General features: G+C 63.1%; 11 protein-coding genes. 3 read left to right on the forward strand and 8 right to left on the reverse strand.

Going from position 1 to position 12290, the window contains the following annotated elements; translation table 11 throughout:
• Positions 1 to 21: 21 nt before the first annotated feature.
• Together rho and trxA are read right to left on the reverse strand one after the other, a co-directional pair.
• A complete protein-coding gene (gene rho / locus E6B08_RS29155; RefSeq protein WP_023382978.1) occupies positions 22 to 1281 on the reverse strand; it encodes a transcription termination factor Rho in 1260 nt (419 codons plus the stop codon).
• A gap of 227 nt (positions 1282 to 1508) precedes the next feature.
• Positions 1509 to 1838: a thioredoxin TrxA gene (gene trxA, locus E6B08_RS29160; protein WP_136917140.1), complete on the reverse strand. Its 330-nt coding sequence runs from the start codon at positions 1836 to 1838 to the stop codon at positions 1509 to 1511.
• A gap of 244 nt (positions 1839 to 2082) precedes the next feature.
• Between trxA and ppx the strand changes: the two genes are divergently transcribed.
• Positions 2083 to 3585, forward strand: a complete 1503-nt coding sequence (ppx, locus tag E6B08_RS29165) for an exopolyphosphatase (RefSeq protein WP_136917141.1) — start codon at positions 2083 to 2085, stop codon at positions 3583 to 3585.
• Here ppx and ppk1 read toward each other — a convergent pair.
• Entirely contained in the window at positions 3572 to 5797 is a 2226-nt protein-coding gene (gene ppk1, locus E6B08_RS29170; protein WP_136917142.1) for a polyphosphate kinase 1, read from the reverse strand. The two genes, ppx and ppk1, sit on opposite strands and share 14 nt — an antisense overlap.
• A gap of 215 nt (positions 5798 to 6012) precedes the next feature.
• On the opposite strand from ppk1, the gene E6B08_RS29175 reads away from it, so the two are divergent.
• Positions 6013 to 6609 carry a DedA family protein gene (locus E6B08_RS29175; protein ID WP_136917143.1) on the forward strand — a complete coding sequence of 199 codons (597 nt, stop codon included), beginning with the start codon at positions 6013 to 6015 and terminating at the stop codon, positions 6607 to 6609.
• A 56-nt stretch (positions 6610 to 6665) separates the two neighbouring features.
• Entirely contained in the window at positions 6666 to 7334 is a 669-nt protein-coding gene (gene elbB, locus E6B08_RS29180) for an isoprenoid biosynthesis glyoxalase ElbB (protein WP_136917144.1), read from the forward strand.
• Positions 7335 to 7362: 28 nt separating this feature from the next.
• Here the strand turns inward: elbB and E6B08_RS29185 are convergent, their stop codons facing one another.
• The 5 genes from E6B08_RS29185 to E6B08_RS29220 form a co-directional block, all read right to left on the reverse strand.
• Complete coding sequence (locus tag E6B08_RS29185; protein ID WP_136917145.1) at positions 7363 to 7815, reverse strand: YaiI/YqxD family protein; 453 nt, start codon at positions 7813 to 7815, stop codon at positions 7363 to 7365.
• A gap of 113 nt (positions 7816 to 7928) precedes the next feature.
• Complete coding sequence (locus tag E6B08_RS29190) at positions 7929 to 9869, reverse strand: FTR1 family protein (protein ID WP_136917146.1); 1941 nt, start codon at positions 9867 to 9869, stop codon at positions 7929 to 7931.
• A 251-nt stretch (positions 9870 to 10120) separates the two neighbouring features.
• Entirely contained in the window at positions 10121 to 10378 is a 258-nt protein-coding gene (locus E6B08_RS29195) for a DUF3077 domain-containing protein (RefSeq protein WP_136917147.1), read from the reverse strand.
• On the reverse strand, positions 10375 to 10641 hold the full coding sequence (locus E6B08_RS29200) for a hypothetical protein (RefSeq protein WP_136917148.1): 267 nt from the start codon (positions 10639 to 10641) through the stop codon (positions 10375 to 10377). The genes E6B08_RS29195 and E6B08_RS29200 overlap by 4 nt, the downstream gene beginning before the upstream one ends.
• A gap of 925 nt (positions 10642 to 11566) precedes the next feature.
• The gene (locus E6B08_RS29220) at positions 11567 to 12229 is read right to left on the reverse strand and encodes a glutathione S-transferase (protein WP_136917151.1); all 663 of its coding nucleotides are present in this window, start codon (positions 12227 to 12229) and stop codon (positions 11567 to 11569) included.
• Positions 12230 to 12290 lie beyond the last annotated feature (61 nt).

Here is a 12290-nt window from a genome sequence, read left to right on the forward strand (position 1 = left end):
ATCAATTCCGACCTGAAACGCTTACTTACGCTTCATCGACAGGAAGAACTCGTCGTTGGTCTTGGTCTGCTTGAGCTTGTCGACCAGGAACTCGATGGCCGCGACTTCGTCCATCGGGTGCAGCAGCTTGCGCAGGATCCACATGCGCTGCAGTTCGTCGTCGGCGGTCAGCAGCTCTTCGCGGCGAGTACCGGAACGGTTGATGTTGATGGCCGGGAACACACGCTTCTCGGCGATGCGGCGGTCCAGGGGCAGCTCCATGTTGCCGGTACCCTTGAACTCTTCGTAGATCACTTCGTCCATCTTCGAGCCGGTTTCGACCAGCGCGGTGGCGATGATGGTCAACGAACCGCCTTCCTCGATGTTACGCGCGGCACCGAAGAAACGCTTCGGCTTCTCCAGGGCGTGGGCATCGACACCACCGGTCAGCACCTTGCCGGAGCTCGGGATCACGGTGTTGTAGGCACGGGCCAGACGGGTGATGGAGTCGAGCAGGATGACCACGTCCTTCTTGTGCTCGACCAGGCGCTTGGCCTTCTCGATGACCATCTCGGCGACCTGCACGTGGCGGGTCGGCGGCTCGTCGAAGGTCGAGGCGACCACTTCACCGCGCACGGTGCGCTGCATCTCGGTCACTTCTTCCGGGCGCTCGTCGATCAGCAGGACGATCAGGTGGCACTCGGGGTTGTTGCGGGTGATGTTGGCCGCGATGTTCTGCAGCATGATGGTCTTGCCCGCTTTCGGCGGAGCGACGATCAGGCCACGCTGGCCCTTGCCGATCGGAGCGCACAGGTCGATGACGCGGCCGGTGAGGTCTTCGGTGGAGCCGTTACCGGCTTCCATCTTCAGGCGCTCGTTGGGGAACAGCGGCGTCAGGTTCTCGAACAGGATCTTGTTCTTGGCGTTTTCCGGACGGTCGAAGTTGATGGTATCGACCTTCAGCAGGGCGAAGTAACGCTCCCCTTCCTTCGGCGGGCGGATCTTGCCGACGATGGTGTCGCCGGTACGCAGGTTGAAGCGGCGGATCTGGCTGGGCGAGACGTAGATGTCGTCTGGGCCGGCCAGGTAGGACGCATCAGCCGAACGCAGGAAACCGAAACCATCCTGGAGAATCTCCAGCACGCCGTCACCCGAGATCTCTTCGCCGCTTTTCGCGTGCTTCTTCAACAGGGCGAAAATCACGTCCTGCTTGCGCGAACGGGCCATGTTTTCGATGCCCATCTGTTCGGCCATTTCCAGCAGATCGGTAATCGGCTTTTGCTTGAGTTCAGTCAGGTTCATAAGGGGAGTGACGTAATCATGTAAGAAGGGAGAATTAAGCTTCTGGCTTAATGAGGCCGCGCCGCTAGATGGCGACAGGATCGCGTACTGATTCGAATTGGGGATGCTTCGGCGACGGCGTGTAGAGGGCACTGGAGAAGCAGTGCGAGGCCGAATGTAACACTTGCTTTTTTCTGCGTCTAGTGCTCTGAAAAAGAAAAGCCCCGCATTTGCGGGGCATTTTCACATCACAGGTGGGCGTCGAGGAACGCGGCCAGCTGCGACTTGGACAGAGCGCCGACCTTGGTGGCTTCGACGTTGCCATTCTTGAACAGCATCAGGGTCGGGATACCACGCACGCCGTGCTTGGCTGGAGTTTCCTGGTTCTCGTCGATGTTCAGCTTGGCGACGGTCAGTTTGCCTTCGTAGGTGGAAGCGATGTCGTCCAGAACCGGAGCGATCATCTTGCATGGACCGCACCATTCAGCCCAGTAGTCGACCAGCACCGGGCCTTGAGCCTGAAGAACTTCGGCTTCGAAGGTGGCGTCGGTGACGTGTTTGATCAGATCGCTGCTCATGGATATCTCCAGGGTCGTAAGCAAAAAAACGTGGCCCATGATAGCCGCACCCACGCCCCACAGGAAGTCACAGACGATTGAGTGTAACTATAGTGGTGCAAGACGCTGCGAATCGAAACTGTCACACACGTGTCATAGCATCGAATGGCACATTGCCTTGCATCATGCCCCGGAGCGTCACGCGTTGGCGACAGCCATGGATCGTGGCACGATTGCCGGGTTAACGACCGAGAACACATCGACCATGCCGCATACCACCGCGAAGAACCTGTCTCTGATCGCTGCCATCGACCTGGGCTCCAACAGTTTCCACATGGTAGTCGCCAAGGCCCACCACACCGAGATCCGCATTCTCGAAAGGCTGGGGGAAAAGGTGCAGCTGGCAGCCGGCATCGACGACGCCCGCATGCTCAGCGAAGAGGCCATGGAACGAGGCCTGGAGTGCCTCAAGCGCTTTGCCCAGCTGATCAACGGCATGCCCGCCGGTGCCGTGCGCATCGTCGGCACCAACGCCCTGCGTGAAGCGCGCAACCGCAACGCCTTCATCCAGCGCGCCGAAGCCATTCTCGGCCACCCGGTCGAGGTCATTTCCGGTCGTGAAGAAGCGCGCCTGATCTACCTGGGCGTGTCGCACACCCTGGCCGACACCCCCGGCAAGCGCCTGGTCGCCGACATCGGCGGCGGCAGCACCGAGTTCATCATCGGCCAGCGCTTCGAACCGCTGCTGCGCGAAAGCCTGCAGATGGGCTGCGTCAGCTTCACCCAGCGCTACTTCCGCGACGGCAAGATCACCCCGGCGCGCTACGCCCAGGCCTACACCGCCGCACGCCTGGAGCTGATGAGCATCGAGCACGCCCTGCACCGCCTGACCTGGGACGAGGCCATCGGCTCGTCGGGCACCATTCGCGCCATCGGCGCCGCCATCAAGGCCTGCGGCCTGGGCAACGGCGAGGTCAACGCCGAAGGCCTGGCCACGGTCAAGCGCAAGCTGTTCAAGCTGGGCGAGGTCGACAAGATCGACTTCGACGGCGTCAAGCCGGACCGCCGCACCATCTTCCCGGCCGGCCTTGCCATCCTCGAGGCGATTTTCGACGCCCTCGAACTGCAACGCATGGACCACTGCGACGGCGCCCTGCGTGAAGGCGTGCTGTTCGATCTGCTCGGCCGCCACCACCACGAGGACGTTCGCGAGCGCACCTTGAATTCGTTGATGGAGCGCTACCATGTCGACCAGGGCCAGGCGGCACGGGTCGAACGCAAGGCGCTGCACGCCTTCGACCAGGTGGCCGACGCGTGGGGGCTCAAAGATGGAAACTGGCGCGATCTGCTGGGATGGGCGGCGAAAATCCATGAAATCGGCTTGGACATCGCTCATTACCACTACCACAAGCACGGCGCCTACCTGATCGAGCACTCCGACCTGTCGGGGTTCTCCCGCGAGGATCAGCAGATGCTCGCGCTGCTGGTGCGCGGCCACCGCCGCAACATCCCCAAGGACCGCTTCGCCGAATTCGGCGCCGAAGGCCAGCAGTTGATCCGCCTGTGCGTTCTGCTGCGCTTCGCCATCCTGTTCCACCACATCCGCGGCACCCAGCAGATGCCGACCGTGGAGCTGCAGGCCGGTGAAGACAGCCTCAATGTGGTGTTCCCGGATGGCTGGCTGGAGCAGAACCAACTGACCCAGGCCGACTTCGCCAACGAAGCGGAGTGGCTGACCCGGGTCGGTTTCGTCCTCAGCGTACGTTGAGGACCGGGTTGCTCAGGCGCTCCAGCAGGGTCGCCTGGGCACTGCGCGGGTTCTGGTTGCCGGTGGGGCTGATGCGCACGTAGCGTCCATCGGGCTGCAGGGTCCAGGCGTGGGTGTTGTCGGTGAGGTAACCCTCGAGTTCCTTCTTGACCCGCAACAGCAGCTTCTTGCCCTCGACCGGGAAGCAGGTCTCGACGCGCTTGTCGAGGTTGCGCTCCATCCAGTCGGCGCTGGACAGGTAGATCTGCTCTTCGCCGCCATTGAGGAAATAGAACACCCGGGTGTGCTCCAGGAAGCGGCCGATGATCGAGCGCACCTGGATATTGTGCGATACCCCCGGGATGCCAGGGCGCAGGCAGCACATGCCACGCACCACCAGGTCGATCTTCACGCCCGACTGGCTGGCCTTGTACAAGGCCTTGATGACCTTGGCGTCGGTCAGCGAGTTGAACTTGGCGATGATGTGCGCCGGTTTGCCTTCCAGGGCGAACTGGGTCTCGCGGGCAATCATGTCGAGCATGCCCTTCTTCAGGGTGAACGGCGCATGCAACAGCTTCTTCATGCGCAGCGTCTTGCCCATGCCGATCAGCTGGCTGAACAGCTTGCCGACGTCCTCGGTGAGGGCATCGTCGGAGGTCAGCAGGCTGTAGTCGGTGTACAGGCGGGCATTGCCGGCGTGGTAGTTGCCAGTACCCAGGTGCGCGTAACGCACGATCTCGCCCTGCTCGCGGCGCAGGATCAGCATCATCTTGGCGTGGGTCTTGAAGCCGACCACGCCGTAGATCACCACCGCACCCGCCGCTTGCAGGCGGCTGGCCATCTGCAGGTTGGATTCTTCGTCGAAACGCGCGCGCAGCTCGATCACCGCGGTGACCTCCTTGCCGTTACGCGCCGCGTCCACCAGGGCGTCGACGATCTCCGAGTTGGCCCCGGAACGGTACAGGGTCTGGCGCACGGCGAGCACGTGCGGGTCCTTGGCGGCCTGGCGCAGCAGGTCGACGACCGGCGTGAAGGACTCGAACGGGTGCATCAGCAGGATGTCCTGCTTGCCGATGACGCTGAAGATGTTGTCGGCGTTCTGCAGCAGTTTCGGGATCGCCGGGGTGAATGGCGTGTACTGCAGCTCCGGATGGCTGTCCAGGCCAGTGATGCTGAACAGGCGGGTCAGGTTGACCGGGCCATTGACCTGGTAGAGCTCGCTCTCGCTCAGGCTAAACTGCTTGAGCAGGTAGTCGGAGAGGTGCTTGGGGCAGGTGTCGGCCACTTCCAGACGCACGGCATCGCCATAACGGCGCGAGAACAGCTCGCCGCGCAAGGCACGGGCCAGGTCGTCGACCTCCTCGGAGTCCAGCGCCAGGTCGGCGTTGCGGGTCAGGCGGAACTGGTAGCAGCCCTTGACCTTCATGCCCTGGAACAGGTCGTCGGCGTGGGCGTGGATCATCGACGACAGGAATACGAAGTTGTCGCCCGCGCCGCCCACGTCTTCCGGCACGCGGATGACGCGCGGCAGCAGGCGCGGCGCAGGGATGATCGCCAGGCCCGAGTCGCGGCCGAAGGCGTCGACCCCTTCGAGCTCGACGATGAAGTTCAGGCTCTTGTTCACCAGCAGCGGGAACGGGTGGGTCGGGTCGAGGCCGATCGGGGTGATGATCGGCGCGATCTCGTCGCGGAAATAGCGGCGTACCCAAGTCTTGAGCTTGGGCGTCCAGTAGCGGCGACGGATGAAGCGGATGGCGTGCTTTTCAAGCTCCGGCAGCAGCACGTCGTTGAGGATCGCGTACTGGCGTTCCACCTCGATGTGCACCAGCTCGCTGATGCGCGCCAGCGCCTGGTGCGGCTGCAGGCCGTCGGCACCGGCCTGTTCACGGGCGAAATTGATCTGCTTCTTCAGGCCCGCGACGCGGATCTCGAAGAACTCGTCGAGGTTGCTGGAGAAGATCAGCAGGAACTTCAAACGCTCCAGCAGCGGGTAGGACTCGTCCAGCGCCTGTTCCAGCACACGGATGTTGAACTGCAGCTGCGAAAGCTCGCGATGAATGTACAGGCTGCTGTCGTCCAGGCTCGGCACGACGATGGCCGGCGTCGGTGCGGGGGCCGGCGTCTCGACCACGGGCTCGGGCTCAGGCGGCAGGTCCGGAGGGGTCTGCACCAGCTCCTCGGGGACAGCCTGGGCTTCCTTGATCGCGACAGGGGTTAGCACTTCATTATTCATCTGACGTTCCTGGAGGGCGGATACGCTCTCTGTACAATTTAGCGGCACGATAAGCGGCCATTATGACGACTGTGTTACACCCCGTGGCAAGCCTGCGTCTTATAGCCGCCGCTATTGTCATGACTGCCATTGTTCACGCCAAGACACATTTGGACACTTTCATGAATGCGCGTGAAGGGGTAGGCTGCGCGTTCATTTCGCCAGCATCTCAGAAAATGCTTCAACAATTCCTGCAGGATTTCGGCTACTTCGCCCTTTTTCTAGGCACCTTTTTTGAAGGCGAGACCATCCTGGTGCTTGCAGGCTTCCTCGCGTTCCGCGGCTACATGGACATCAAGCTGGTATGCCTGGTGGCCTTTCTCGGCAGCTACGCGGGCGATCAATTGTGGTATTTCATGGGCCGCCGTCATGGGCGCCGGATCCTCGCCCGCAAGCCGCGCTGGCAGGCCATGGGCGACAAGGCCCTGGGGCACATTCGCCGCCACCCCGACATCTGGGTGCTGAGCTTCCGCTTCGTCTACGGCCTGCGCACGGTGATGCCAGTGGCGATCGGCCTGTCGGGCTACCCGCCACGCCGCTACCTGCTGCTCAATGGCATCGGCGCCGCGATCTGGGCGCTGGCCCTGGGCGCTGCCGCCTATCACTTCGGCGCCATCCTCGAAGGCTTGCTGGGCAACGTCAAACGCTATGAGCTATGGGTACTAGGGGGGCTGTTGGTATTGGGCGGCCTGCTCTGGTTGCGCCGACGCTTCCGCGCCCTGCGGGCCGAGCGCAAGGCGGCTACCGCACCGGATCAGCCCGCCGATAAATGAACACCCCGCCCTGGCTGCGTTCAAAGCTTTAGCGCCTCGACACAGGAGTAACGAGCATGACCAAAAAAGTAGCGGTGATTCTTTCGGGCTGCGGCGTGTACGACGGCGCGGAAATCCATGAAAGCGTGATCACCCTCCTGCGCCTCGACCAACGCGGTGCGCAGGTGCAATGCTTCGCGCCGAACATCGCGCAGTTGCACGTGATCGACCACCTGACCGGCCAGGAGATGCCCGAATCGCGCAACGTGCTGGTCGAGTCGGCCCGCATCGCCCGCGGCGAGGTCAAGGACATCCGCGAAGCCAAGGTCGAGGAGTTCGACGCGCTGATCGTCCCCGGTGGTTTTGGCGCAGCCAAGAACCTCTCCAACTTCGCCGTCGAAGGCGCCAAGTGCAGCGTGCAACCCGACGTGCTGGCCCTGGCCGAAGCCTTTGCCGAGGCCTGCAAGCCGGTCGGCCTGATCTGCATCTCGCCAGCCCTGGCTGCCAAGATCTACGGCCCGGAAGTGGTCTGCACCATCGGCACCGACGCCGCCACCGCGGCCGCGGTGACCGAGATGGGCGGCAAGCATGAAGAGTGCGACGTGCATGACATCGTCGAGGATACCCAGCGCAAGCTGGTGACCACCCCGGCCTACATGGAAGCCAAGTCGATCAGCGAAGCGGCCAGCGGTATCTACAAGCTGGTGGACCGGGTACTCGAGCTGACCCACGAAGGCGAGCAGTAATCCCTCTGGGCCTGCGTCGCGGGCCCCATCACCCTTTCGACAGGCGCGTCAGGATCCGATCCAGGGCATTGGCGAACGCCTGCTTCTCGCGCTCGCCATAAGGCGCCTGCCCGCCGCCGACCTGGCCTTGCTCGCGCAACTCGGTGAACAGGTTGCGAACTGCCAAGCGCTCGCCCATGTTGCGTTCATCGAATTCACGCCCACGCGGGTCGAGGGCGGCGACACCCTTCTTGATCAAGCGGTCGGCCAGCGGCACGTCGCTGCAGATCACCAATTCGCCCGGCTCGGCATGCTCGACCAGGTAATCGTCGGCGGCGTCCATGCCACTGGGCACCACGATCAGCCGCACGATGGCGAAGGCCGGCTTGGCCACGGCCTGGCCGGCGACCATCACCACCTCCAGCTTGCGCTTGAGGGCGAACTTGACGATCAGGTCCTTGGCCGGTTTGGGGCAGGCGTCGGCGTCGATCCAGATGCGCATGTAGCAATTCTCTCTCGTTTGTCTGCACCGGCCCCATCGCCGGCAAGCCGGCTCCTACAGCATAAATCCCGTAGGAGCCGGCTTGCCGGCGATGGGGCCAGCAGCTTCACAGCTTAAACCGCAGCCCGACGCTTCTCGGCCAGGCGACTGCGCCCATACAACACCACAATCGCCAACAATGCCACCGCTTGCGCCCCGAGCGAGTAGGCATCGGCATGAATCCCCAGCCAGTCGAACTCGAAGAACGCCAGCGGACGCGTGCCCAGCACCCCGGCCTCCTGCAGCGCCTTGACGCCATGCCCGGCGAACACCACCGACAAGGCGCACAGCAACGCGGCGTTGATGCCGAAGAACAGCGACAGCGGCAGCTTCGCCGAACCCCGCAGAATCACCCAGGCCAGGCCCACCAGCAGCACCAGTGCGGTGGCGCCACCGGCCAGCACCGCCTGGTGCCCAGCCGGGCCGGCCTGCAGCCACAGGGTCTCGTAGAACAGGATTACCTCAAACAGCTCGCGGTACACCGAGAAGAACGCCAGCACGGCAAAGCCAAAGCGCCCGCCGCCACTGACCAGGCTGCTCTTGATGTAGTCCTGCCAGGCCGCGGCATGCCGGCGGTCGTGCATCCACACGCCCAGCCACAGCACCATCACTGCGGCGAACAGCGCCGTGCAGCCTTCGAGCAGTTCACGCTGGGCGCCGCCGACATCGATCACATAGGCCGCCAGCGCCCAGGTGGCGAAACCGGCGACCAGGGCCAGGGCCCAACCCATGTTGACGCTGCGCACCGCCGATTGCTGGCCGGTATTGCGCAGGAACGCGAGGATCGCCGCCAGCACCAGGATCGCCTCGAGGCCTTCGCGGAGCAGGATCAGCAACCCGGAGATGTAGCTCAGCGACCAGCTCAGGCCATCGCTGCCCAGCAGTTTGGCGGCCTGGTCCAGCTTCGTCTTGGCTTCGGCCAGGCGCTGTTCGGCCTGGGCTGCCGGCAGGCCATCCTGCAGCGCCTGACGGTAGGCCATCAGGGCTTTCTCGGTGTCCTTGCGGGCCTCGGTGTCGATGTTGTCCAGCGAGCTTTCCACCAGCTCGAAGCCTTCCAGGTAGGCGGCTACCGACAGGTCATAGGCCTGGTCGTGGTCGCCTTCGCGGTAGGCCGCCAGGCTCTTGTCGAGGGTGGTTGCGGTGTATTCGAGCAACTGCGCCGGGCCACGCTTGACCTGCGCAGGCTTGGCACGCTGGGCACGGAAGGCCCCGAGCGCCGCCTCGCCTTCGTTGGCGCTCACCTCGGCCGGGGTCTGGCGGGCCAGGTCGGCGATGTTCCAGGTCTTGTCGCCCCTGGCCGCTTCAGGGTTGGCGGTGAAACTCGCCACATAGGCGGCCACGTCCCAGCGCTGGCGTTCATCAAGCTGGTCGGCGAACGACGGCATCTCGGTGCCATCGATGCCCAGACCCAGGGTGTTGTAGAGGTCGAACAGGCTCAGCTGGTCGAGGCGCTCGGTATTGCGCAGGTTGGCAGGCGCAGGCTCCAGGCCGACGCCTGCCGGGCCATCGCCGGCACCGCTGTCGCCGTGGCAGATGGCGCAGTTCTGGGCATACAGCGAGGCGCCGCGCGCAGGGTCGGGGGTAATCACCGGAGCCTGGCTGACCTCGTAGGCCACGGCCAGGCGAGCGCCCAGCTGGCGCGCCTGCTTGGCCACGCTGGCGCCGTCCTGGCGCTGATCGACGGCCTGGCGCAGGGTTTCGACGCCCTGGCTCAGGGCACCCTGCTCGGCGTGCGCCGGCAGGTGCTTGACCAGGTCGGCCAAGACCGCGCTGAACTCCAGTTGCTCGCGGTATTCACCCTCGTCGATGACCTTGCCGCCCTGTACGGTCGGTGGGTAGTCGGCGCCGATGTAGTCGAGCAAATGCAGGGCCTTGGTGGCCTCGGCGGGTGCTTCGGCCTGGGCGAAGGTGCTGCACAGCGCCAGCGCCTGGGCCAGCAGCAAGGCCGGCAACCAGGCGAACGGACGGGAATGGGAATTCATGGCCGGTCTCGGAGGGAATGCGAAAGAGAACATTGTTTACTTCCACTTGTTTTCCCTCAAGGGGGGCGGGGTGGTTTCATGAAAAATTTTGAAACAAACCATTCTGGGAAGATGAGAGGAAAAAAACAGCAAGAAAGCCAGAAATGAGGATTTTCTGGCTGAAGTGAGGAAAATCTTGGGAAATCGACTGGTTTGCTCGTTTAACGCACGGTCGATTGGAGGGTTGTAGCGCAGCGCATCGAGCGCCGCTCGGGCGGCGCTCGATTTCGACACCTGCGAATTAATTAAAGCGTGCGCGCACCCTCAACACCCATCCCCCGCTCCATGTCATCAATCAGCGCCTTGGCCATCTCGCTGAGGATCCGCGCTGCGCTGCCGGCCATGCGGTCGTTTTCCATTTCCGCTTCGGTGGTCAGGTGGCGGATGCAGCCGAGCAACGTCGATAGCTGCGAGAAGGCGTGATCGAAAGGGACGCCTGATTGCAGGCGGAACAGGTCGAAGGTTTCCTTGCCGACGGTAACGCCGTGGTTGGGCTCGGTCATGGTGCCAGCTCCTTCCTGCGCATGGCGGTGCAGTGGTCGGTCACGGCATCGAGCACCGCGCACATCACGCGGATGGCCATGCAGAGGGCGTCACGGCGTAAGCCTGGCTCGGTTTCACGAAGCACCTCGCCGGTCTGGGTGATGGTCAGAAGCAGGGCGTCCTGCAGAACTGGGCCATCGGCGATGGTGTTGGGGAATGCGAGGGTGACGGTGGGGGCGTCGGTCAGGAGAAGGTCGGGTGGATCGGGGACTATCTTTTTCATGGCGAAACTCCGTATGAAGGCTAGGAGCTGCCATCCGTTTCGTCTCACGGATTAGGGCGGCAGTCGTGCGCGGTGTGAGACCCGGGACATACGGTAACCCCGGCCAGGCCGAAGCCTGTCCGCACACGACCGCCATGAGGCGACGCTTACCGAATGTTAACCGGGTGTCTCACGCCCGATCGCCTTTCAAGGCGACCCGACGACAGTAGTCCCGAGGCACTGGCCTAGATAGTCAGCAGCATTCGACAGGGGCTGTAGGATAATTCGATTGCCAATCTAAGCTGAAGCATTGGGTCTCAAGATCAGAAAAGCCCCACGATTCCAGAACCCTATGGTTTCCCGAGCCCGCAAAGATCCCCTGTAGGAGCGGGCTTGCCCGCGAAGCAGACACCTCGGAGCATGGCACCGGCTTCGCCGGTGTTCGCGGGCAAGCCCGCTCCCACAGGGATCGCGGCAATTTCCGGAGGATAGTCAGCAGTATTCGACAGGGGCTGTAGGATAATTCGATTGCCAATCTGAGCTGAAGCATTGGGTCTCAAGATCAGAAAAGCCCCACGATTCCAGAACCCTATGGGTTCCCGAACCCGCAGAGATCCCCTGTAGGAGCGGGCTTGCCCGCGAAGCAGACACCTCGGAGCATGGCACCGGCTTCGCCGGTGTTCGCGGGCAAGCCCGCTCCCACAGGGATCGCGGCAATTTCCGGAGGATAGTCAGCAGCATTCGACAGGGGCTATAGGATAGTTCGATTGCCAATCTGAGCTGAAGCATTGGGTCTCAAGATCAGAAAAGCCCCACGATTCCAGAACCCTATGGGTTCCCGAACCCGCAGAGATCCCCTGTAGGAGCGGGCTTGCCCGCGAAGCAGACACCTCGGTGCATGGCACCGGCTTCGCCGGTGTTCGCGGGCAAGCCCGCTCCCACAGGGTCAGCGCTTGCCGCTGCGAATCAGCTCCATGAACGCCGGCATCGCCGCCTCCTTGTCCGCCCGAATGCGCGCCATGTGCGGGTTTTCCGCCATCAGGTCGAGCAACGCCTTGGCCTGCGGGAAGTCCGCCAGGAAGTCGATGTTCAGTACCTTCTTGCCCACCGCACAGGCCAAGTCCACCGAGAAGCAGAACATCAGGTCGGCCAGGGTCAGTTGCTCGCCCGCCACATACGGCGCGAAGCGGCCGTTGCGTTTGAGCGTGGCGAAACCGGCCAGCAATTCGACGCGGGCACGCTCCTTGATCAGCGGCTCCACCGCCGCGCCAAAGAACGACTCGGCGTAGCAGGTGCGCGCCGGCAGTTCGATGTACAGTTCGATTTCCTTGAGCAACTCGCGGACCTTGGCCTGGCCGAAGGCATCAGGCGGCAGCAACGCCTTGCCGCCCTGTGTCTGCTCGATGTAGTCGAGGATCACGCTGGTCTCGCTGAGAAAGCCCTGCTCGGTCTCCAGCACCGGCACCTTACCCCGCGGGCTGACTTCCAACGCATTCGGTGCCTGGCCGCCGTAGAAAGTCACTTCCTCGAACGGCAGACCCTTTTCCAGCAGCGCCAGCTTGACCATGTTGTAGTAGTTGCTGACAGAAAATCCGTGAAGCTTGAGCATGGTTTAACAGCCTCCAGGCCGTGTGGGGATGGCCGGCCCTTTATAGACCGGTCGAACGCCC

The organism is Pseudomonas putida, assembly GCF_005080685.1.
GTDB classification, from domain to species: Bacteria; Pseudomonadota; Gammaproteobacteria; order Pseudomonadales; family Pseudomonadaceae; genus Aquipseudomonas; species Aquipseudomonas putida_V.

Bases quoted from the DNA above. Each gene is read 5' to 3' on its own strand.
- rho (WP_023382978.1), bottom strand. From the start codon at position 1,281: ATGAACCTGACTGAACTCAAGCAAAAGCCGATTACCGATCTGCTGGAA.
- trxA (WP_136917140.1), bottom strand. From the start codon at position 1,838: ATGAGCAGCGATCTGATCAAACACGTCACCGACGCCACCTTCGAAGCC.
- ppx (WP_136917141.1), top strand. From the start codon at position 2,083: ATGCCGCATACCACCGCGAAGAACCTGTCTCTGATCGCTGCCATCGAC.
- ppk1 (WP_136917142.1), bottom strand. From the start codon at position 5,797: ATGAATAATGAAGTGCTAACCCCTGTCGCGATCAAGGAAGCCCAGGCT.
- E6B08_RS29175 (WP_136917143.1), top strand. From the start codon at position 6,013: ATGCTTCAACAATTCCTGCAGGATTTCGGCTACTTCGCCCTTTTTCTA.
- elbB (WP_136917144.1), top strand. From the start codon at position 6,666: ATGACCAAAAAAGTAGCGGTGATTCTTTCGGGCTGCGGCGTGTACGAC.
- E6B08_RS29185 (WP_136917145.1), bottom strand. From the start codon at position 7,815: ATGCGCATCTGGATCGACGCCGACGCCTGCCCCAAACCGGCCAAGGAC.
- E6B08_RS29190 (WP_136917146.1), bottom strand. From the start codon at position 9,869: ATGTTCTCTTTCGCATTCCCTCCGAGACCGGCCATGAATTCCCATTCC.
- E6B08_RS29195 (WP_136917147.1), bottom strand. From the start codon at position 10,378: ATGACCGAGCCCAACCACGGCGTTACCGTCGGCAAGGAAACCTTCGAC.
- E6B08_RS29200 (WP_136917148.1), bottom strand. From the start codon at position 10,641: ATGAAAAAGATAGTCCCCGATCCACCCGACCTTCTCCTGACCGACGCC.
- E6B08_RS29220 (WP_136917151.1), bottom strand. From the start codon at position 12,229: ATGCTCAAGCTTCACGGATTTTCTGTCAGCAACTACTACAACATGGTC.